We start from the raw sequence: 19,474 nt of genomic DNA, 5'->3' as shown, positions 1-19,474 counted from the left end.
GTGTTAACGCAAAAATATGTACAAGGTGAAAAGCTAAGTAAAGTTGAACTCATCTTTTTCAATCAAACGGTTAAACAATACCGCGAACGCTTAGCAAGTATCAGCTGGTTTATGCGGCTATTAAATGAAGATATTGCTCGCAGAGCAAACAAAGAAGATAGCTGCACAGGACGATTTTATTCGCTGTCATCTATGGCGCTCACCCTTCGGGCCGCCTAAGGCGTTCAAAGTTGTTCCATACAACTTTGTGGGAGGGTAGATTCAAATCGCAAGCATTACTAGATGAAGCAGCACTTGCAGCCTGTATGGCCTATGTCGATTTAAATCCCATTAGAGCTAAAATGGCTAATACACCAGAAGAATCAGACCATACCAGTGTACAAAATCGTTTAACATGCGCGGCAGAAGGTAAACAACCAAAACAGTACTACGCTTTGCTGGTATGCCTCGTCAGATTATGCCTAAAGGGCTGCCGTTTGAGCTTAAATCGTACCTTGAACTTGTTGAGTTAACAGGGCGAATAATAAGAGAGGATAAACGCGGGCACATTGATAATATGAACCTTCATTTGCTAGAAAGGCTTAATATCTCTCCAGAGAACTGGCTAAAACTCACTACGCAATTTACGCGCGTATTTCATGGTGCAGTAGGCAGACCCACTTCACAAGCAAGTTACTGTGAAAATTTAAAGCGTAAACGGCGATCAAATATTAGCAATTGCGAAAAGCTACTCGCATAAAACTTAAGCTACTCAGTAAAACCATTCAGTAAAATGTTAAAACTGCAATTTTGCAGTTATTTTCATGCGTGTAATTCAGGTTTAAGAATGCTGATGACTTATTTATTAGATGAAATGAAAGTGACCCAGTAATAAAAGATAAACTCTGAACATGAAGAGCAAATTTAGTGGCGCAGTTTTGTTTGTTCAATTAGCGTGGCTGTCTAGTTTGGTAGTTTGGTATTTATGACTGCTATTTAATTTCAATGAAGTACGTAAGTTTATTTTAAGTTTACTCACTTATGCTAATACCCAAGCCCTAAACAATATCTTGGATTAAAAGTAATAAATTTATGTTTTAGATCATTAAAACGTGGGTGATTACAGGTTAACTTGATACTTCATATTAATTACGCATAGAGTGGGCATTTAACTCAAATGCGTTTCTTTTATTTAAAGAGGCATTATGAACTTTAAAAACACAACAACTCATTACAATACACTCTCTATTGCCTTACATTGGCTTATGCTTATTTTAATTGTCACTGTTTACGGCAGTATTGAGCTACGTGAATTATTTGAAAAAGGCACTGAAACGCGTGATGCCTTTAAAATGTGGCATTTTATGTTGGGGTTATCGGTTTTAGTTTTAGTCAGTGTGAGGTTAGTTGCGCGTGTAGTGGGTGGCGCGGAACCTGCGATAAAACCTGAGCCTGCAAAATGGCAAAATACATTAGCTAAATGTGTACACCTTGCGCTGTATGTTTTTATGTTTGCTATGCCAATTGCGGGTTGGTTAATATTGAGTATGGCGGGTAAACCTATTCCGTTTTTTGGTTTAGAATTGCCTGCTTTGGCTGCTCAAAACAACGAGCTTGCTAAAAGTATTAAAGAGATACATGAGACCGCAGGGGAAGTAGGGTATTACGTAATAGGTTTACATGCAGCTGCGGCTTTGTTTCATCATTATATTTTGGCTGATAATACGGTATCGCGAATGTGTTTACCTAAAAAATAAAAGTAAAAAGGGAGACACAGTCTCTAATGCCGATCATTTAAGAAATAGTTAATAGCACTTGAACGATCTTTTAGGTATGTAAGAATCCGAATTCTTTTGACGAATTTGGATTTTTTATGCAGCTTTCTAATGCTCTCGATATTATCAACAACATGGGTACTTCCAAGCACGCTATGGGCGATATAGAAGTTCATTCAATAGAATTAGGAAATGCCTTATTTGAGAGTCCTGATTTTGTATCACTTAATCTTGACCATGTTCAGATTGCAGGTGGTGAAAAGGGAGTACATGGCTTATTAGGGTCTCCCTTTTTATTCAATACCAAGCTGTTATCGATTTTTCAAAAAACAGGCTAGAGCTTTTTAATGAAAAAAATTAAGTATCTAACCTAAACATTGTTTTTTAGTAAATTTTAACTAGCGCACCATGTTTATAGGTTTGATCATGACATGATGCGCCAGCTTTAATCGTTTACAATTTGTATTTTAAAGCTACTTTTTTAGTTCTTATCTAATAACTCTTTTCTTATAATTTCAGCCCCAGCACTTAAGGCATTTAGTTTGCCGTTAGCGATATGGTGAGGTAGGGGAGCCATGCCGCAGTTTGTACACGGGTAAAGTTTATCGGCATCTACAAATTGCAGTGCTTTACGTAGCGTATTAGCTACTTCCTCTGGCGTTTCGATAGTATGGTTTGCTACATCAATTGCGCCTACCATTACTTTTTTACCGCGAATGAGTTCTAGTAAATCCATTGGCACATGAGAGTTATGGCACTCTAGTGAAATAATATCGATATTAGATTGCTGAAGCTTAGGAAATGCCTCTTCGTACTGCCGCCATTCATTGCCGAGTGTTTTTTTCCAATCTGTATTGGCTTTAATGCCGTAGCCATAGCAAATATGAACGGCGGTTTCGCATTTAAGCCCTTCAATTGCGCGCTCTAAACAGGCAATTCCCCAGTCGTTTACTTCATCAAAAAATACATTAAATGCGGGCTCATCAAATTGGATGATATCAACGCCTGCGGCTTCTAACTCTTTTGCTTCTTGGTTAAGAATTATGGCAAATTCCCACGCTAGTTTTTCGCGGCTTTTATAGTGGTCGTCATAAAGCGTGTCAATCATTGTCATTGGACCTGGCAATGCCCATTTTATTGGTTGTTTGGTTTGTTTGCGTAAAAATTTAGCGTCTTCAACAAACACAGATTTTTGACGGCTCACAGGGCCCACAACGGTGGGTACGCTTGCATCGTATCGGTCTCTAATTTTTACTGTTTTGCGTTTTTCAAAGTCAACGCCATTTAGGTGCTCAATGAATGTAGTTACAAAATGCTGCCTTGTTTGCTCGCCATCGCTAACAATATCAATGCCTGCTTGTTGCTGGTCGAATAACGACAAGCGTAGGGCGTCGTGTTTGCCTTGGGTTAATTCATCACCTTGTAATTTCCAAGGTGACCAAAGTGTTTCTGGCTCTGCAAGCCATAAAGGTTTAGGTAAACTGCCAGCGGTAGAGGTAGGTAGTAATTTTTTCATAATAAATAATGCCGTATTTTAGGTGATTTTAAACGTAGCGTTAAACGCGCTATTTTTAGTTGTTATTGGTCGTTACTATCAAGTGTTATGAAAGATAGCTAGTAGAGAATTTCTCAAGAACCGTTTGGTACGGCTTGATAAAATGCTCTTGTGCAAACTTGCCTTGCTCGTTTGCTAACTTGCCGCGCTCTTCTCGGTCATACACAATTTGCGTTAGTGAATGATCCAAGTTTTTTAAGTTTGGTTTATATGATTTACCCGCTGTTGCATTGGCATTATAAATCTCTGGTCTGTATATTTTTTGAAACGTTTCCATTGTACTAATGGTGCTAATAAGCTCAAGGTTGCTGTAATCATTAAGTAAGTCACCAAAGAAAAACAATGCTAAAGGCGCGGCGCTATTTAATGGCATAAAGTAACGTACCTGCAAGCCCATTTTTTTGAAGTATTGCTCAGTTAAAGACGATTCATTTGGCTCGTATTCAACACCAAGTACCGGATGTTGGTTTTCGGTGCGGTTGTAGGTTTTGTTATCTGACACGCTTAGGCATATAACCGGTGGTTTTTTAAAGTTTTGTTTGTATGTATCCGAATTTACGAATGACTGAAATAGCTTGCCATGTAAAACCCCAAAGTCATCTGGAATACTAAATTGAGGCTTGCCTTTATTGTGCTCTTGTAGGAGTACGCTAAAGTCGTAGTCGCGCACATACGATGAAAAGTTGTTTCCTACAATGCCTTCAATACGCTTATTTGTTTTATGGTCAACAATATTTGTTTTTAATATTTCGATTGAGGGAAAGCTTTCGCAGCCATCTTCAATACCTATCTCAACAGAGACAATTTCAAGCTCAACAGCATAACGCTCACCTTTGGTGTTATCCCAATGGGCTAGGGCATTAAAACGGTTGTTAATCATGTTTAAGGCGTTACGCAAGTTTGCTTGGCGGTATTCACCTCTGGCTAAATTAGCAAAGTTGGTTGTGATACGCGTATTAGTTGATGGATGATAATTTTCGTCGAGTGAAACGCTCTTAATATTAAATGTAAAATCTTTTTTCATCGTGTTTATATCCAATTTTATAATTTAAACCTGATTGATGCTCTGCGCTTTATTAGCCTTGCAACTTACTTAGCTGGTTTTGTTATTCAGCGGCTTTAAGTTGTTAGTAATAGTGTTTAGCGCTAAGGGATGAGTAATTTATACGTTGATTGGTATATGAAGAAAAACGGTTTAATTTCACATAAAACATGAGTCATATTCATTAATCACCATTGTTAGATGTGATTACGTAGTAATTGATGAGAAAAAGGCACAAATCGATAAAAATAAAGTATGGATGTTTAGCCGTTTAGACTGCCATGTAATTAATGTTTATTTTATTCATGTTAAACATGAGGAATATTCAGAGGAGTTTTTTATCGTTAAAACAGTGTATTAGCTAATTTTTAAGCATTTTACATCGTTGTTTATAGTAAATGTCATGACTATTTAAGCTTAAGTTAGCTATAAAAGTAGCTACTTTAGCTAATCTTAAAAAAGTAAATAAACTTCTTAATAACTGCATAGCAGCTTAAGTATTAATAAAGGCGCCATAAATCATATTAATAGCAATGCCAGTACGTTAAGTAAGTTATACTCGTTTTTCATCACCTCACCTATCGAGTATTCGTGGATATCAAAGGCACTTGTATTGCATCAACTATTGATGAGCATGGCCCGGTTTATGTATATCAAACAAAAAAGAACCTTATTCTCAGCTTTGACGGGAAAATTTATCAAAGCTGTATTAAATTAAATAATATTAACGGGTTAAGCTTAGCTTATACGCAAGCTATGATGGCTGCGCTTTTTTTTATTCCGCACTTAAAAACCGCGATGATAATGGGACTTGGGGCGGGCTCTATAGCAAAAAGTCTTTATCATGCGTTTCCTGCATTGACTATACATACGGTTGAATACCGTAAAGCCGTTGCTGATATGGCTATAAAATATTTTGAAGTCCCTGTGTCAGAACGTTTGTTTATTCATATTGATGATGCGGCAAACTATATGAAAAACACGCAGATTAAAACGGATGTTATTTTTTCTGACTTATATAGCTCAGAAGGGATGGAATCAGATCAGGTGCAATCATCCTACTTACGTGATTGTAAAAATGCGCTCACTTTTGATGGTGTACTCGTCCTTAATATTTGCCATACCAAAGTTGGGCAAAGAGAGGTATTTGACCAACTGCTTGATAAAGAGTTTGCAGGAGAAATTCTTAGTTTTGTTATTGAAGGCGGCAATAAAATTGTTTTTGCTTTTAATAATACAATGCCTTCAATTAATCAGGATGAGTTACTGGCCAAAGCTCACGCGTTACAAAAATTAATAAATGTACCAATGGACCGCTATGCCGATCTTTTATTTAACTGCGCTGAGCTTAAATAAGTAAAAACAACCTGCTTTTTAGGATAATGCTATTTAATCGCTGTTTTTATAATCAACTGTTAAATAGCTAGTTTTAAGCCCATCTATCTGCTGTTCATTTAAGCTTGGTTAAACTAATCGTATTCTGAATAAAAATAATAAAGTACATACCCGTACGGAAACACTCATACATGGATTACTGTAAAAATATAATAGCTAAGTTTATAAACGCAATGCAAAAGCGGCCTGGATTATTGGCTGTGATGTCATTTTTGTCAGGTTTTGCTAGCTTTGCACTGGTAGATAGAAAAGAGTCTTTTTCGCAATTTATTGCCATATTTTTGCTTGTTAGTTGGTTGTGGCTAATTATTGATAATTGGCTACGTGACAAAGTAGAAGAAAAGTTTGGTGTGGCGGTATCTCCTAATGTAATGCGTTTTGCTCTGCAAATGGTGCAACAAGAAAGCCTATTTTTTGCTTTGCCGTTTTTTTTAGCGGTTACGCAGTGGGATCATCCTCAAGCTATTTTTACCTCCCTTATTGCTTTGTGTGCACTTATATCGGTAATTGACCCTTTTTATTATAAGAAGCTTGCTAAAAACCGTACGCTATTTAGTGTGTTTCATAACTTTGCTTTATTCGTTGTGTTGCTTGTTACCTTACCTATTTTATTAAACCTTACAACAAGCCAAAGCTTAGCCGCAGCCCTTGTAACGGCTGTAGTGGTTACTCTTCCGAGTTTAAACAATTTAATGCCAAATGCACGCTGGTGGCGTTTTCCTATTCTTGTATTGATTTTATGTACTTTGAGCACTGCTGTGTGGCAATTAAGAAGTTATGTGCCTCCCGCAGCACTGCGATTAACCGATATTACGTTAGCTCATGAGGTTGATTTACAACATAAAAAGCCAGTAGGGAGCATTAAGCAGTTAGACTCTTATACACTGCACCATCAAGGTTTATATAGTTGGACAGCTGTTAAAGCGCCAAGAGGCTTAAATGAAAAAATATTACATGTATGGATACATAATAAAAAGGAAGTTGATCGAATTACATTAAATATAAACGGCGGGAGAGAGCTAGGTTACAGAGCATGGACCCACAAGGTAAATTTTCCTAGCAACTCTGTTGGTAAGTGGCAGGTAAAAGTAGTTACCGAATCAGGCCAGTTAATAGGTTTAACGAAATTTACTGTTACACCTTAGTTAGCTAAGCCGGCTGTATTTTAAACACATAGCTGATATAGTTTTTGTATTCCAAATTAATAGAGATAGGTTATGAGCATTGCATTTGAGGTTTTTATTTGGCTAATAGTTGATACTGGTTTAAGCTTTTTATTTTACTCGACCGGTTGGCTGCTATTAAAAGTGGTTACGTTTGGACTGTATAATAGCGAGTTTAAAGATTTTGCATCGTATAAAGCGAGTAAAGCTAAAAGAGTCGACTTAATCTTCTTATTAGGTTTTTGTTTTTATGTTGCACTTATTGCCCTTATGGCTTATTTAAGTCACTAAACTGGCTAACAAATTAGGTTAATTATTTTAAGAATAATAAGCAGCTTAATGAATTATTGCTGCTTATAGTTTTCCCCTTTATCGCACTTTTTTACACTTCCTACTTATACTTTTCCTGTTTTGCAATAGGGAACACCTCACCGTGAGTACTATAACTATCATTTTAACTATTAAATTAAGTACCAGCTAGAGCATTGCTCGGTGCGTATATAGCTTTGGTTTGTTGGTTGAAATCCGAGCTAATTGCAACTTGTAGTTTATGGGTAATACTTAGTAAATACTTCAAATCTAATAAATAAAACAATAAATGTGCATCCATTTATTGCACTAACACGTTTTATAACAATACTATGCGCCACTTTTTACCATTTATGATGGTTTTGGACTTAATAAATGACTCACTATTTAAAATATGTATTTGTTATTACGACTCTAGCGGGAGCAAATACAGCTTACGCACAAGCAAAAACACAAGAGCACTATCAAGAGCTTGAAGTGGGCGTAGGCGGAAATATTAAGCATACCAATACTGACGTAAATTATAAAAATAAAGAGTTTGATTTACATATCCACCCATTATGGGAAAGCCGATATGTAACCGAAGGTCGAGATAACCTTGCCGGTAATGGTATTACATCAATTGCTACTGAGTTTAATTATAAAAACTTTGCGGTGATCCCTTGGGCGGCAAAAGGTATTAGTAGTGATTATTCAGAGCTTAATTTAAATGCTATTTATACCGCTCACTTATCTGAGCGGATAGAGATGTATGTAGGTTATAACTATATTAAAGCTCGTGAAGAAGGCATTGATGCTCACGATAATGAGCTAAGCCTCGACGTTGCGTATTTTTATGCAGACGATATTCAGTTGTTAAGTAGTGTTTATCATTCATTTGATGCCAGCGGTACATTTTTGGAGCTGGCAGTAAAAAAAGATTTTTATATTAACGATTTACTATCAGTAGATATTCAATCGGGCGTGGGGTTTAATGCGGGGTATGTTAATGATGGGCACAACGGAATTAACAACGTAAAGTTTACTGCAAACTTGTCGTATCAGCTTTTTAATCAGTTAGCCTTATACACATATACAAGCTATAGCATTGCCGTTAATAAAGATGAAAAACGCTTTGTAGGTGACGAGACACTTCGAAATATATTTTGGGGTGGTGTAGGGCTAAGTTATCAATACTAATCGAAACAGTTTAAATTAATTAGGTGCAGTAAATTTACTGCACCTAATACCAATCTGCAATAATACTTAATCATTTTGCGGGGCTAAACGTGTCGCTACCTGTGTTAAAAAACTTTCATTTACGACTGCATGGATGCAGAAGGAAGAGCAATGCAGGAGCAATTGCCGAGAACAACCAAATAGCGAATTTTTTGCCTAGCTATCAACACGTTTTTCTACCCTCAAAATAGATCACTTAATTAAGCGAATTGGTATAATAAAAAACCCACAACTCTTAACTATTAATTTATAAACTACTATTATGCTGCTTATTTTAGGTTCGTGGCTGTCATTGCTGTCATTCGTTTTACTTTCTTTGTTATCAACTTTTTGAATGGGTTGGTTACGAACACACATTAAGTCATCAGCCATATATTGGCAGCTTCCTATATATAAGTCGTTATGCCCACCCTGATACTGACACGATTGTGACTTTTGCTTTTCAAAGCATGCTTTCACTGCTATTTGATTAAGTGGCTGAGAATGTGCTGCCGCATAACCACTTAAAAGTAATAATGAAGGAGCAAGTAAAACAAACAGTGACTTATATTTAATAGTCATAATTTTCTCAATGCTTTGGTGGTGGTTTATTGCCTGGCGGCGGGCCACCTGCTGCTCTTACTGACTCACCATGAAGGCAGCCAATAAACAAATTTTCGCTCGGGCTGGCAGCATGATAATGATAGCCTCTGGTTTCATCTGTTATACCACGGCATTCGTCGAGTGACTCTTCATTGCCTTGTGCATCTTTCATTGCGTAAATACCGTAACCGTCAACGGCATAACCTATTAAAGGGGCGTGTCCGTCAGTAGTTTGAGCTGAATTGGTACATCCTGTTGTTGAATGATAGTGATAACCTTGGTGCAGGTTAATATGCCCACCGCAGTCGTCAAATGCTGCAATCGTATAACTGCCTAAAATAGCATTTATAGGTGCAGGGCCTGAAAGTTCAGTACCATCAAGCGCTATGCCCACGGTATGTAATCGGCTGGATTTTTTACTCACTATGGGTGTAGTCGGAATTAAATATGTAAGCGAAAAGTTATCTTCTAAATAAGATAGCTCGCATTCAATACAATTTTGTTTGTATTGCTCTTCTACATCTGGGCGTGCAGCACCTGAGCAAGATTCTTTTGTTGCTGTATAACGAACTTTATTTGTTTTTGCGTCATACAATACCCATTTTTCATCGCCGTAGTATTCATCTAGCTTAAGAATAAAGTCGCCAGTTAAGTCGACTAGCTCTCCTTTACCTTGTTTATCAAGCCAAGTACCTGATACATCAGCTCCGTCTGTTGTGCTGCGAGGGCAAAATGGGCCAGGCTCTCTGCCTGCGGGTGCACCTGATGTAGTAAACTCATAACAGGTTGTTTTAGTACCTTGCTGGGTTTCACAATCAACAATTTTAGGCTCTGTAATAAAAGCCTCTTGTTTGAACATAGATAGGTTTATTGATTGATTCGCTTTTTGCGGCTCACTGTGTGGGCTACTGACTTGCTCGGTATTTTTGTTAGTAGATGAGTCGTTGCAACCACTTAGAGTTAAAGCTGTTGCGGTAACAATGATTGCACATGCGCTATAATTTTTTAAACCCATTACTTGTATCCTTTTCGGTATAGGTTTTGGTGTACTTATACTGTGGCATATTACTGGCCAAATGTGTAAAAAGTATGCAAACGAGTGAATTTAACACACGATGAAATATGTTTAACGGCGCGGTTGTTGCTAAATTTCAGTTTTAAATTTCAGTTTTAAATTTAATTATTATTGTGTTTTGAATCAATAAATAATGCGTATGTGTAATACACAATAACTAAAAATGTTAGTGTTTAGCTATCGTTCAAATACAGTTGAGAATTACATATGAAGTTTTTAGTATTTTTAGGCACGGTACGCGATAGTACACCACCAAAGCCTGCTCGCTTAGGTTTAAGGGTTTCTAGTGCTTGTATAGAATGCTTAACAGAGCATTTTGGCGATCATGAGTTTGAGCTAATTGATACGTTGGACTTTCCTAGCGAAAACGTATTTAAACCACACTTTGCATACGCTAAAAGTAATGCACCTACAGAACTCACTCTATTAGCTGATAAAATTAAAGCCGCAGATGGATATATAATGATTAGCCCTGAGTACAATCACAGCATGAGTCCAGCCCTCGCTGACTTACTTAATCATTTTGGTAGCTCACTGTTCTCGTATAAACCAAGTGCAATAGTAACTTACTCAGCAGGACAGTGGGGTGGTGTAAGAGCGGCCATTAGTATGCGCACGTTTTTATCTGAACTTGGCTGTTTGCCGGTATCGGCGATGATCCACGTGCCAAAAGCGCAAGATGTGTTTAGTGAGGATGGCAAACCTGTTGCAGGAGAGAGTCAATCATCGTGGTTTAATTATTTCTCACGCACGTTTAGCCAACTAATATGGTGGGCGCAGGCTGCTAAAAAGCATACCGAGGTGGTTGACCCGCAAAGTTTACTAAAAAGCTTTAAAACAGCTCCTTCTCAGCGCAATGCACCTTAATACCCGCTAACTAATTGTTTCGATTGATTATAGAAACATGGCTGCATAAAGTGGTATCATTAACGCTACATATTTTTAATAATGCATAATACCAATTTTCAATAATAGTTAATCAATTTAAGGGATTAAATCGCTAACTGCATTAAAAATTTTTGATATAGAACAACTCAATAACGAAATTTTTGCTTTGTTATCAACACGATTTTCTTGTCTCAAAATAGATTACCTAATTATGCGAATTGGTGTAAAAAACAAGGAAATTGTGTCTTGAAATATCTAGCCTTACTAAGTGTGCTAACGCTTAGTGCATGTAGTTCTGTTCCCCATAAAATTGAAATGAGCCAAAGTACGGCTGGAAATATGAACCTTATCGCTTTAACTGAGCAAAGTGCACCAAAGGGTGTTGCTGGCACTTACCAGTTTCATATTAAAGCGGCGGGGGCTCAGGGGAGTTGGTTGTATTTAAATACCGAAACTGATTATCGAGATAGACGTTCTATTACGATATCAATACCGCCTAATGTAGTAGCAGAGCTTCAAAGTAAATACGGACAACCAGCAGACACCTTTTTTATTGATAAAACAATAGAAGTAACAGGCGAAGCTAAACGAGTAACTATCGATTTTATGAGCCGTGGTAGAGCCACTAATAAATATTATTATCAAACGCACATAGCTGTGTCATCAATTAAGCAGCTTCGTTTTATTGAAAGTTAGCAAAAAGCAATGCACTGTATTTATATACAGTGCATTGTAAAAAGCTTACTTTGAGCTTTAACGTTTACACTTAAATTTACTGCTATGGCGCTACTTTAGCGCTGTTTTATTCCACGATTTCAAAACTCTTATTTAACCTATTGTAATCTCATTACATAAAACTAATAATTGGTTAGTTTTATAAGTTTGAGTACCTGTATTGAAAGCCAAAGAAATCCGCAATTTTTATATCAACGAAGAGCAATCTGTTTATTTGCTTTCGCACCGCGATGCTAAAAAACACCGCCAGTGGCTTAATATTTGTATTAAGCAGCTAACACTGCTGGGCTACAAAAACGTTGAAATGATTGGCTCGGGTGCTTTTGGTTTTGTGTTTGCAGGTGATGACGATAACGGCTTACCTTGGGTATTTAAGTTTTCGCGTATTACGCTTGCCCAAAGTGTACGTGACCGCCTAGAAGACGAAGCGTATATGCTTTCGCAAATTAATAACCCCTTAGTGCCTACCTTTTATGCATTCGAGCGAATTAAAAAACAAGGGATTTTAATGATGGCGCGCGCCATTGGAGAGGATCTGGAAAAAGTATCGCTTAAAACAGGGCGCTTTAGTGCCGCGCAAATAATGGCGCTAGCTGTTAGGTTACGTAATGTATTAATTGATTTACGCAGCCACAAAAACGGCATTAGCCCACAACCTATAGTGCATGGCGATATAAAGCCTTCAAACCTTGTTTGGGATGCAAACACTGATGAGCTCTCGTTAGTGGATTGGGGAAGCTCTGTGTATGCACAGCTCGATAGCGATGGTAACCCTGTTGCGAGTAACTTTATGGATTTAATGTCGGGCGATTTAAGTACAACGAATGCTCGTATGGGCGATGTGTACTTTATTGGTGAAGCACAAATGTCGGGGGAGCAATCATCCCCACGATTTGATGAACAAGGTGTAGCCGCAACGTTGTATGCGCTAGCGTCGGCGCAGTCGTGTCGCTTTGGTGCACAAGCCATCCCTGCAAGCAGCTTAGGGCTCCCAAAAGAGCTGGCTAAAGTGATTGATGGTATGCTTTCTAAAAGTAAGGCACAACGTGATGGTGCCGGTGATTACTTTATGCGTAATATTACAATTATGGCTAAAGCGTATTTACCTGAGCTTGATAAAAAGCAAAAAAAAGCAGATATTCCTTTTTGGTATGGCAAGGCCGAGCAACCCGACACGGTTGTATATAGTTCACGAAAACAGTTTTTACGCCAAGCCGATCATAATCAACAATTACTCGATATAAACGACGCGCAACTTGACCGTTATTATAAAGAGTTTTTGTTTGATACAGGCGATACCGAAAAAGCATTTTTAGCATCAATAAGCCGATTAGCTAAGTACCCTGTTGTTGGTGGGCTTAGTTTTCATTGGAAGGATGAGTCGATGTTTGTTGAATCGTCTTTAATTATGCATGACGAATCATTGGGTGATGCGTTTAGTGATGCGATTAATAACACGGTGATGCTTGCGCAAGCGATTAATCAAAAAGGGTTATTTAAGTGTTGTTTGTTTGATGCCCGTAAAACCATTCAACTAGAGCGAGATGGCACGGGTGCATTTAAGTTTGATAGCCTACCAGAGCTTGAATACGAAGTTGTAAGCATGAAGGCAAACGACATAACCCGCCCGCATTCATACTTTGAAGACGGTAAAGACCCTGATGAGCAACTACAGCTACCTAAAAAAGTTATTAAGTGCGTATTTGAGCTTAACCAAATTCATCATACGGGGTGTATTATTTTTGAAGCACTGCCCGACAGAATGAAGATTCACCATTACTACCGTTTACTCGATTCGAGTAAAGAGGTTGAGTTTAAACGTTTACTTAATAAACTTATGCAATACGCGGTAAATATTACGGACGTTGGTGTCGCGGGCTTTATGAAACTCCCATATAAAAACACCCGTGAGTTTAGTTTATGTGAGCAGCAAGAAGAGCATTACTTTCCTAAAAATCCCAAGCTTGTACCTTTATAGAAAAAGCCCTTCACTAAAGAGTATTAAATAAGAAGACAAAGATAAAAAAGAGCACAAATTGGTTTAACTTGTACTCTTTGCCACTTAATTATTTAGGTAAGTATTACTAATTATTAAACACCTTACTAAAGGGCGACGTTGGTGATAGCTTAAATTGATGAGTTAGCTTTTGCGTTTTATTAGTCGCTGTTATTTGATAATGCTGCTTGTGCTCATTGTTACTAAATAGCTTAACGTTAAAGTTAACTTTGGTTAATTTACTGGGCAAAGAGTAGCGCCCAGTAATGGTTACTTGGTCTATATTGTCGCTTTTATGTGTATGCGACGCTTCTGGGTTTAGCAAAAGTCCGTCAATAGTAAATTTATACTGATGATCTGCTAAATAAACGTTCTTTTTAACTCGCTTACTTATTTGTTTTTTATGAGCATTAAACTCAACTATTGATACTTTGCCATCCTTATCTTCATCAACCCCTTTAAAAGCCGACATAGGGATTGAAAGCACAATAAACACGTTATTATCAACAAAATTCAGCGTACCGTGATCTGCAACCATTAAATGCGCGTTTGCTAAATTTGGCATAATCAACAAACCCAAAGTAGTCATACTCAGTAGACCTCTTTTTATATAAGGCATAGCTTACTCCTAACTAAACTTCGCCTTTAACACAGCGTTGAAAAAACGGGTAAGTGTCTGTTGCGTAGTAGTGGTATATCCCATCAGGAAACTCAGGCGTTACACCAACGCGGCCATTACATTCATCTAAATCACCAGAGCCTGCTACGTATTCCCAATCTTGTGCAAATGTACCTAATGGGTATATATCGGTAGAAGGGCGGTTTGCGCTTACGGTTGTTATATGTTGGTAGCTACCGGTCATTGCGGTTAGGGCTGAAGTTGCATCACTTGAGTCTGAATAGCCGTAACGTGCATATATAGGAAAGCCATCTGCTGCCCAGCCTATTAGAGTCATAGTGGTGCTATTGCCACCTCGCATTGCTACAAAGCCTTCTGGCATACCATGATAGTGATATGTGCCATCTGGTTGTACATGTGCATTGTTGTCGTCTGTTCCAAAACTAAACGTGTCTTGGCTTAGGGCTTCTATATTCCAGTTGCCGCTATTGTCGCCTAAATCGCAATCGGTGCCAGAATCATCACAACTTCCGCCTGTACCAGCGTCTATTTTAATGCCATTAAGTACAACGCCTATCATTCCACGAGGACCACCAAGCATGGTTGCTTGTGTTGTTTCTATAGGCTCAAGTGTGTAGCTTTCATTTACTGATTGTTCAGAAATAGTATTTGGATTGTCAGCATTAGGGAATGTGCCTACTTCGTGATCGGGTATGCCATTAGCTACTAAGTCGCGTGTAGTTCCTGTGCATGACCAATCTGCAGCGCTGGTGGCTTGTACTGACTCTGACTCGTTATATTCACTGTAGCTATATTCACAAAGTACACTTTGGGTTGAACTGCTGGTACCTGTGCCATTATCTGTAGTGGTTTGTGATGAGCTTTCTGTAGTTGCTAAGCTATCATCTATGCCTTCTCCACCTCCACATGCAACTAACGATGAAACAATTAAAGCAAGAGAAGTGAGCTTTAAAGCATTTATCCTATTTCGATTTTTATTATTAAGTGCGTATTGTTTCATTGCTGCCTACCTGATCAATTAAGTTACTCAAACAATAATCAGCAATTGTGCAAATAGTGTGTAAACAATGATGACAAATTAGCAATTATGTAAATAGGCGGAGTATTAAAGCTAAGTTGAGATTTAACTTTATGAGATTGTGTTTTATTTTAAAATTTCAAAAAGTTAAACTAATGCCAAAATAGCTAACATAAAAGGCTACCTTAATGGCTAAAACAAAACCTGTAGTGACGTTACAAAGTCACGGTATTTACTCTAAGTGGGATAGTGAAAGTAAAGCGTTGCCACAAATAGAGCAATTTACAACAAATGTAATAGCTGAGGTAGATATTGAGTTTGGCTTAATCGTAAATATCAAAAAAGGTAAAGGCGAAAAGCTTCATTATTGTATTTACCATCCTGATATTCCAAGTAGTAACGGTGATGTGATGGACCCTTTTGAAGGCGATGTATACGTTAAAAACAGTGATTGGAACTTTTATTTAGGCGATACACTTTGGCTGCCAATAGAAAATAAATTGGGTGATTGGCGAATGACGATTGAACTAAATGGAAAAATCATTGCTGATAAAACTTTTAATGTGGCATTAGAGGCAGAGCGCACTGAAACAGATTTTTGGAAAAACCGAGGGTACTAATTGTTATTTATTGGCTATGTGACGCGGATATAATTGAAGTTAATGAGAAAATAGTCGAAGAGCTATTTATAAACAGCTCTTCAACCTTAAATTAATAAGTTTTTAGTTACCCCAAGGGTTACTAGAATTAGAACGCTGTTTACGATCGCGAGCACGTTGCTTAGATTCTTTTTTCTCTACAATACGTTTAGCATCAACAAAACTAAGTTCACACGGCTCACCAGGTTTATGATCAGCGGGGATAACGCGATCTCGTGGCGGTAATTCGTATTGCACATCATCAGGCTTAGGTAAGTTTTTAAGACGATAAAGGTAAAAGTTATCTACTTTTTCTTGTGCCCATTGTGTTTTACGTAAAAATTTAACCGCAGACTTAACATCAGGATTATTTTTAAAGCAGTTAAGTTGTAAATAAGCGTGTAGGAGTTCCCACCCGTATTGTTCAACCAGCTCTTCAACCACTTGTTCTAATTTTACGCCTTGCAGTGGGTTATTACTGAAAAGTTCTTGGTTGCTCATAGGTGTTGCCTCATTATTAAAATACAAATTGCATTATAAATTTAATAACGAGGCTTTAACAGAGTAAATAGCTTAACTTTGGCAATTAACTACAACACGACCACGAATTTTACCTTCCATAAGTTGCTCTGCGTTATCAATTACTTGATCAAGCGTAATTTCTGTCGAAATTTTATCTAAATAATCAGCGCTTACTAATTTAGCTAAACGATCCCATGCTTCAATTCTGTCGGCTTTAGGGCGCATTACGCTATCAATCCCTATAAGAGATACACCACGTAATATAAATGGCGCAACTGATCCTGGTAAATCCATACCTTGTGCAAGTCCGCATGCTGTTACTACACCTCCATATTTTAATGATGCACAAATATTTGCCAGTGTATGGCTGCCTACCGAATCTATTGCCGCTGCAAAACGCTCTTTTTGCAAAGGCTTACCCGGGTTTGAAAGCTCATTTCGATCAATTACGTGTGAAGCGCCAAGCTCTTTTAAATATTCACTTTGATCTAATCGACCTGTTGCCGCCGTAACGTTAAACCCAAGTTGATTTAATAAATAAATAGCAAAGCTACCCACGCCACCATTAGCACCGGTTACCAGTATTTCGCCAGACTCTGGAGTAATGCCTTGTTTTTCAAGAGCTATCACACTTAGCATGGCGGTATAACCGGCTGTACCAATTTGCATAGCTTGTTTAGGTGAAATACCAGCAGGTAGGGGGATTAGCCAATTGCTACTAAGTGCCGCTTTTTGAGCAAGTCCACCCCAATGTTTTTCGCCTACACCAAAGCCATTTAATATTACGTTATCGCCACCTTTAAATTCATCGCTGGTGGAATGTGTAACAGTGCCCACTAAATCTATGCCCGGCACCATAGGAAAACTGCGTACAACGGGGCCTTTACCAGTAATTGCTAAACCATCTTTATAGTTAAGTGTGCTGTATAGCACGTCAATAGATACATTTTCGTTTGGTAAATCACTACTTTCGATAGTCGATAATGAGGCGCTGTAGTTATTATCTTCTTTATTAATAACAATGGCTTTAATTGGGTTACTCATGGGATATCCTTTTAGACCGATCGTCTTTTAATTGGTAAATAAAAACGCACTAGGTTAATAATGCGCGTAAAAACATTTCTGTATACAAAGTAAGTGGGGTATTTGATTTAGTGAGCTTGGCACGCATAACTGCACCTTCCCAACCAATCCAAAAGTACTCACTCATTAATTGTGTGTTTACATGGCTTGCAATAGTGCCTTGTTGCTTAGCTTGATTTAAGCAAACTTCTACATGGTTTTGCCATGCGGTGTAGCTTTGCATTAATCTGGTTTTAAATTCTTCACTTAAATGGTTAAGTTCTTGGTTTAAGTTACCAACTAAACAGCCACGTTTGTAATCGTATTTTTTCATCCCTTTAATGGCGCTTTGGGTAAAATTAACGATTCGCTCAAGTGGGGGAACATCTTCTTGCTGTAAGTAATGGGTAAGTTTGGCAATAAAATAATTGTCGTATGCATCAACTAACGCAATGCCGTAGGCTTCTTTACTTTTAAAGTAATGATAAAAAGAGCCTTTGGGTACAGCCGCTTTTTTTAAAATAGTATCGAGCCCCGTGGCGCTAAAACCAAATTCAGTTAGGGTTTCTAGGCCCGTGCGAATAAGTAACGCTTTTGTATCGGCGTTCTCTCTGGCTATTTTGGGTGGGCGACCACGTCGTATTGGTGTTGATGTATTTTTGTTCATAGGCATATATTAGACCGATCGACTTTAAATAATCAAGTATAAATTTAAATTGTTTAAAAATAGTTCAAATTTAGGGGCGGGCTACTAATTTAAAATAACAGAAATAAAAGTGTCACGATTACATTTTTGTTTGGAACTTAGTCAAAATACACAGGTCGTAAATTATGTACTTAAGTACATTTTAGCGATTATTGAGTCGCATTTTATTTAGCATAAAACCGGTCAAATTAAATGTTGTATGACCACTTACTTTTTTAAATGTTAATTCATTTTTGCATCAGCAGCTTAGTTAAAGTCAAACAATTTAATTGCTTTTACGATTTGAATTTTACATTTTTATTAACTATTCATTAAATGTAGATTTCACTAATGCTACACAATATATAAATAAAAAGGTGAGGATATTACCGATGAAGAGACAGAAAAGAGATCGTTTAGAAAGAGCTCATTCTCAAGGTTTTAAAGCAGGTTTAGCAGGTCGCTCAAAAGAGCTATGCCCTTATCAACAAGTAGATCCCAAATCAGAGTGGTTAGGAGGGTGGCGTGAGGCGATTGAAAACCGCAACATGTACAAAACCTAAGATCAATAATCGAATTTAAGCAAAAAGGCCTCCACATTGGAGGCCTTTTTGTTTGTGCGTTAACTTTTAAAACTAAATTTTTAAGGATTCAGTTAAAGTAATTAAAACGCGCTAGTGTCTTGAAATAAGCCCACTTTTAAATCTTTTGCTTCGTAGATTACTCGGCCGTCTACTTCTACAGTGCCATCGGCAACGCCCATAAATAATTTACGTTTAATTACGCGTTTCATTACAAGGCGATAAGTTACTTTTTTATTAGTAGGTAAAATTTGGCCAGTAAATTTTACTTCACCCACACCCAGCGCACGGCCAAGACCTGGGCCACCAGACCAACCTAAGTAAAAGCCAACTAGTTGCCACATAGCATCTAGGCCTAAACAACCTGGCATTACTGGGTCGCCTTTAAAATGACAATCGAAAAACCAAAGGCTAGGGTCAATATCAAGCTCAGCAACAATTTCGCCTTTACCATGTATTCCGCCATCAGCAGTTATAGAGGTAATGCGATCCATCATTAACATGTTGTCACTTGGTAAACGACAGTTGCCTTCACCAAACATTTCACCTTGACCACAAAGGATCAAATCTTCTTTTGTATAGCTATTTTTAGGTTCCATAACACTTATCTTCGCTT

21 protein-coding genes and 1 pseudogene are annotated in these 19,474 nt (G+C 37.8%); 12 read left to right on the top strand and 10 right to left on the bottom strand.

The window, feature by feature from the left end:
- The 3 genes and pseudogenes from GQR55_RS20185 to GQR55_RS09220 all read left to right on the top strand — a co-directional run.
- A pseudogene (locus GQR55_RS20185) lies at nucleotides 1–739 on the top strand (transposase); the annotation flags it as partial.
- A gap of 445 nt (nucleotides 740–1,184) precedes the next feature.
- The gene (locus GQR55_RS09225; RefSeq protein ID WP_166420346.1) at nucleotides 1,185–1,736 is read left to right on the top strand and encodes a cytochrome b; all 552 of its coding nucleotides are present in this window, start codon (nucleotides 1,185–1,187) and stop codon (nucleotides 1,734–1,736) included.
- Nucleotides 1,737–1,852: 116 nt separating this feature from the next.
- Nucleotides 1,853–2,092 (top strand): hypothetical protein, encoded by a 240-nt coding sequence (locus GQR55_RS09220; RefSeq protein WP_240916838.1) that lies wholly within the window; start codon nucleotides 1,853–1,855, stop codon nucleotides 2,090–2,092.
- A 143-nt stretch (nucleotides 2,093–2,235) separates the two neighbouring features.
- On the opposite strand, the gene GQR55_RS09215 is transcribed toward GQR55_RS09220, so the two are convergent.
- Together GQR55_RS09215 and GQR55_RS09210 are read right to left on the bottom strand one after the other, a co-directional pair.
- Nucleotides 2,236–3,270: a methionine synthase gene (locus GQR55_RS09215; RefSeq protein ID WP_166420345.1), complete on the bottom strand. Its 1,035-nt coding sequence runs from the start codon at nucleotides 3,268–3,270 to the stop codon at nucleotides 2,236–2,238.
- An 85-nt stretch (nucleotides 3,271–3,355) separates the two neighbouring features.
- Nucleotides 3,356–4,333, bottom strand: coding sequence for a DUF1852 domain-containing protein (locus tag GQR55_RS09210; protein WP_166420344.1), 978 nt, complete (start codon nucleotides 4,331–4,333; stop codon nucleotides 3,356–3,358).
- Nucleotides 4,334–4,942: 609 nt separating this feature from the next.
- On the opposite strand from GQR55_RS09210, the gene GQR55_RS09205 reads away from it, so the two are divergent.
- The 4 genes from GQR55_RS09205 to GQR55_RS09190 all read left to right on the top strand — a co-directional run bounded on the left by GQR55_RS09205 (nucleotide 4,943) and on the right by GQR55_RS09190 (nucleotide 8,397).
- Complete coding sequence (locus tag GQR55_RS09205; protein WP_166420343.1) at nucleotides 4,943–5,707, top strand: ATP-binding protein; 765 nt, start codon at nucleotides 4,943–4,945, stop codon at nucleotides 5,705–5,707.
- Nucleotides 5,708–5,877: 170 nt separating this feature from the next.
- The gene (locus GQR55_RS09200) at nucleotides 5,878–6,891 is read left to right on the top strand and encodes a DUF5924 family protein (protein ID WP_166420342.1); all 1,014 of its coding nucleotides are present in this window, start codon (nucleotides 5,878–5,880) and stop codon (nucleotides 6,889–6,891) included.
- Nucleotides 6,892–6,963: 72 nt separating this feature from the next.
- Nucleotides 6,964–7,200 (top strand): hypothetical protein, encoded by a 237-nt coding sequence (locus GQR55_RS09195; protein ID WP_166420341.1) that lies wholly within the window; start codon nucleotides 6,964–6,966, stop codon nucleotides 7,198–7,200.
- A 393-nt stretch (nucleotides 7,201–7,593) separates the two neighbouring features.
- Nucleotides 7,594–8,397 (top strand): hypothetical protein, encoded by an 804-nt coding sequence (locus tag GQR55_RS09190; protein ID WP_166420340.1) that lies wholly within the window; start codon nucleotides 7,594–7,596, stop codon nucleotides 8,395–8,397.
- 231 nt (nucleotides 8,398–8,628) lie between these two features.
- On the opposite strand, the gene GQR55_RS09185 is transcribed toward GQR55_RS09190, so the two are convergent.
- Nucleotides 8,629–8,997 (bottom strand): hypothetical protein, encoded by a 369-nt coding sequence (locus tag GQR55_RS09185; RefSeq protein WP_166420339.1) that lies wholly within the window; start codon nucleotides 8,995–8,997, stop codon nucleotides 8,629–8,631.
- Between the two features lie 7 nt (nucleotides 8,998–9,004).
- Entirely contained in the window at nucleotides 9,005–10,033 is a 1,029-nt protein-coding gene (locus GQR55_RS09180) for a YHYH protein (RefSeq protein WP_166420338.1), read from the bottom strand.
- Nucleotides 10,034–10,300: 267 nt separating this feature from the next.
- Between GQR55_RS09180 and GQR55_RS09175 the strand changes: the two genes are divergently transcribed.
- The 3 genes from GQR55_RS09175 (at nucleotide 10,301) to GQR55_RS09165 (ending at nucleotide 13,694) form a co-directional block, all read left to right on the top strand.
- Nucleotides 10,301–10,960 carry an NAD(P)H-dependent oxidoreductase gene (locus GQR55_RS09175; RefSeq protein ID WP_166420337.1) on the top strand — a complete coding sequence of 220 codons (660 nt, stop codon included), beginning with the start codon at nucleotides 10,301–10,303 and terminating at the stop codon, nucleotides 10,958–10,960.
- Nucleotides 10,961–11,227: 267 nt separating this feature from the next.
- Complete coding sequence (locus GQR55_RS09170; RefSeq protein ID WP_166420336.1) at nucleotides 11,228–11,677, top strand: hypothetical protein; 450 nt, start codon at nucleotides 11,228–11,230, stop codon at nucleotides 11,675–11,677.
- A gap of 199 nt (nucleotides 11,678–11,876) precedes the next feature.
- A complete protein-coding gene (locus GQR55_RS09165) occupies nucleotides 11,877–13,694 on the top strand; it encodes a serine/threonine protein kinase (RefSeq protein WP_166420335.1) in 1,818 nt (605 codons plus the stop codon).
- 106 nt (nucleotides 13,695–13,800) lie between these two features.
- Here the strand turns inward: GQR55_RS09165 and GQR55_RS09160 are convergent, their stop codons facing one another.
- Together GQR55_RS09160 and GQR55_RS09155 are read right to left on the bottom strand one after the other, a co-directional pair.
- Complete coding sequence (locus GQR55_RS09160; RefSeq protein ID WP_166420334.1) at nucleotides 13,801–14,331, bottom strand: hypothetical protein; 531 nt, start codon at nucleotides 14,329–14,331, stop codon at nucleotides 13,801–13,803.
- 13 nt (nucleotides 14,332–14,344) lie between these two features.
- On the bottom strand, nucleotides 14,345–15,352 hold the full coding sequence (locus GQR55_RS09155; RefSeq protein WP_166420333.1) for a YHYH protein: 1,008 nt from the start codon (nucleotides 15,350–15,352) through the stop codon (nucleotides 14,345–14,347).
- A gap of 206 nt (nucleotides 15,353–15,558) precedes the next feature.
- Here GQR55_RS09155 and GQR55_RS09150 point away from each other — a divergent pair, with 206 nt between their 5' ends.
- On the top strand, nucleotides 15,559–15,990 hold the full coding sequence (locus GQR55_RS09150) for a DUF3859 domain-containing protein (RefSeq protein ID WP_166378937.1): 432 nt from the start codon (nucleotides 15,559–15,561) through the stop codon (nucleotides 15,988–15,990).
- A gap of 102 nt (nucleotides 15,991–16,092) precedes the next feature.
- On the opposite strand, the gene GQR55_RS09145 is transcribed toward GQR55_RS09150, so the two are convergent.
- From GQR55_RS09145 to GQR55_RS09135, 3 genes are all read right to left on the bottom strand, one after another.
- Complete coding sequence (locus tag GQR55_RS09145; RefSeq protein ID WP_007582761.1) at nucleotides 16,093–16,509, bottom strand: VF530 family protein; 417 nt, start codon at nucleotides 16,507–16,509, stop codon at nucleotides 16,093–16,095.
- 72 nt (nucleotides 16,510–16,581) lie between these two features.
- Complete coding sequence (locus GQR55_RS09140) at nucleotides 16,582–17,574, bottom strand: MDR family oxidoreductase (protein WP_166420332.1); 993 nt, start codon at nucleotides 17,572–17,574, stop codon at nucleotides 16,582–16,584.
- Nucleotides 17,575–17,623: 49 nt separating this feature from the next.
- The gene (locus GQR55_RS09135) at nucleotides 17,624–18,259 is read right to left on the bottom strand and encodes a TetR/AcrR family transcriptional regulator (protein ID WP_165728614.1); all 636 of its coding nucleotides are present in this window, start codon (nucleotides 18,257–18,259) and stop codon (nucleotides 17,624–17,626) included.
- A 410-nt stretch (nucleotides 18,260–18,669) separates the two neighbouring features.
- On the opposite strand from GQR55_RS09135, the gene rmf reads away from it, so the two are divergent.
- Nucleotides 18,670–18,840 (top strand): ribosome modulation factor, encoded by a 171-nt coding sequence (rmf, locus tag GQR55_RS09130; protein WP_002960897.1) that lies wholly within the window; start codon nucleotides 18,670–18,672, stop codon nucleotides 18,838–18,840.
- Nucleotides 18,841–18,941: 101 nt separating this feature from the next.
- On the opposite strand, the gene fabA is transcribed toward rmf, so the two are convergent.
- Nucleotides 18,942–19,457, bottom strand: coding sequence for a bifunctional 3-hydroxydecanoyl-ACP dehydratase/trans-2-decenoyl-ACP isomerase (fabA, locus tag GQR55_RS09125; RefSeq protein WP_007582756.1), 516 nt, complete (start codon nucleotides 19,455–19,457; stop codon nucleotides 18,942–18,944).
- Between the last annotated feature and the right edge of the window lie 17 nt (nucleotides 19,458–19,474).

The organism is Pseudoalteromonas sp. Z1A8, assembly GCF_011378855.1.
Lineage (GTDB): Bacteria > Pseudomonadota > Gammaproteobacteria > Enterobacterales > Alteromonadaceae > Pseudoalteromonas.
Note: the sequence above shows the minus strand (reverse complement) of the source record. Positions and strands in the feature narration are given on the sequence as shown.

Excerpts from the sequence above, each read along its gene's own strand:
- GQR55_RS09225 (WP_166420346.1), top strand. The coding sequence starts at position 1,185 with ATGAACTTTAAAAACACAACAACTCATTACAATACACTCTCTATTGCC.
- GQR55_RS09220 (WP_240916838.1), top strand. The coding sequence starts at position 1,853 with ATGCAGCTTTCTAATGCTCTCGATATTATCAACAACATGGGTACTTCC.
- GQR55_RS09215 (WP_166420345.1), bottom strand. The coding sequence starts at position 3,270 with ATGAAAAAATTACTACCTACCTCTACCGCTGGCAGTTTACCTAAACCT.
- GQR55_RS09210 (WP_166420344.1), bottom strand. The coding sequence starts at position 4,333 with ATGAAAAAAGATTTTACATTTAATATTAAGAGCGTTTCACTCGACGAA.
- GQR55_RS09200 (WP_166420342.1), top strand. The coding sequence starts at position 5,878 with ATGGATTACTGTAAAAATATAATAGCTAAGTTTATAAACGCAATGCAA.
- GQR55_RS09195 (WP_166420341.1), top strand. The coding sequence starts at position 6,964 with ATGAGCATTGCATTTGAGGTTTTTATTTGGCTAATAGTTGATACTGGT.
- GQR55_RS09190 (WP_166420340.1), top strand. The coding sequence starts at position 7,594 with ATGACTCACTATTTAAAATATGTATTTGTTATTACGACTCTAGCGGGA.
- GQR55_RS09185 (WP_166420339.1), bottom strand. The coding sequence starts at position 8,997 with ATGACTATTAAATATAAGTCACTGTTTGTTTTACTTGCTCCTTCATTA.
- GQR55_RS09180 (WP_166420338.1), bottom strand. The coding sequence starts at position 10,033 with ATGGGTTTAAAAAATTATAGCGCATGTGCAATCATTGTTACCGCAACA.
- GQR55_RS09175 (WP_166420337.1), top strand. The coding sequence starts at position 10,301 with ATGAAGTTTTTAGTATTTTTAGGCACGGTACGCGATAGTACACCACCA.
- GQR55_RS09160 (WP_166420334.1), bottom strand. The coding sequence starts at position 14,331 with ATGCCTTATATAAAAAGAGGTCTACTGAGTATGACTACTTTGGGTTTG.
- GQR55_RS09155 (WP_166420333.1), bottom strand. The coding sequence starts at position 15,352 with ATGAAACAATACGCACTTAATAATAAAAATCGAAATAGGATAAATGCT.
- GQR55_RS09150 (WP_166378937.1), top strand. The coding sequence starts at position 15,559 with ATGGCTAAAACAAAACCTGTAGTGACGTTACAAAGTCACGGTATTTAC.
- GQR55_RS09145 (WP_007582761.1), bottom strand. The coding sequence starts at position 16,509 with ATGAGCAACCAAGAACTTTTCAGTAATAACCCACTGCAAGGCGTAAAA.
- GQR55_RS09140 (WP_166420332.1), bottom strand. The coding sequence starts at position 17,574 with ATGAGTAACCCAATTAAAGCCATTGTTATTAATAAAGAAGATAATAAC.
- GQR55_RS09135 (WP_165728614.1), bottom strand. The coding sequence starts at position 18,259 with ATGAACAAAAATACATCAACACCAATACGACGTGGTCGCCCACCCAAA.
- rmf (WP_002960897.1), top strand. The coding sequence starts at position 18,670 with ATGAAGAGACAGAAAAGAGATCGTTTAGAAAGAGCTCATTCTCAAGGT.
- fabA (WP_007582756.1), bottom strand. The coding sequence starts at position 19,457 with ATGGAACCTAAAAATAGCTATACAAAAGAAGATTTGATCCTTTGTGGT.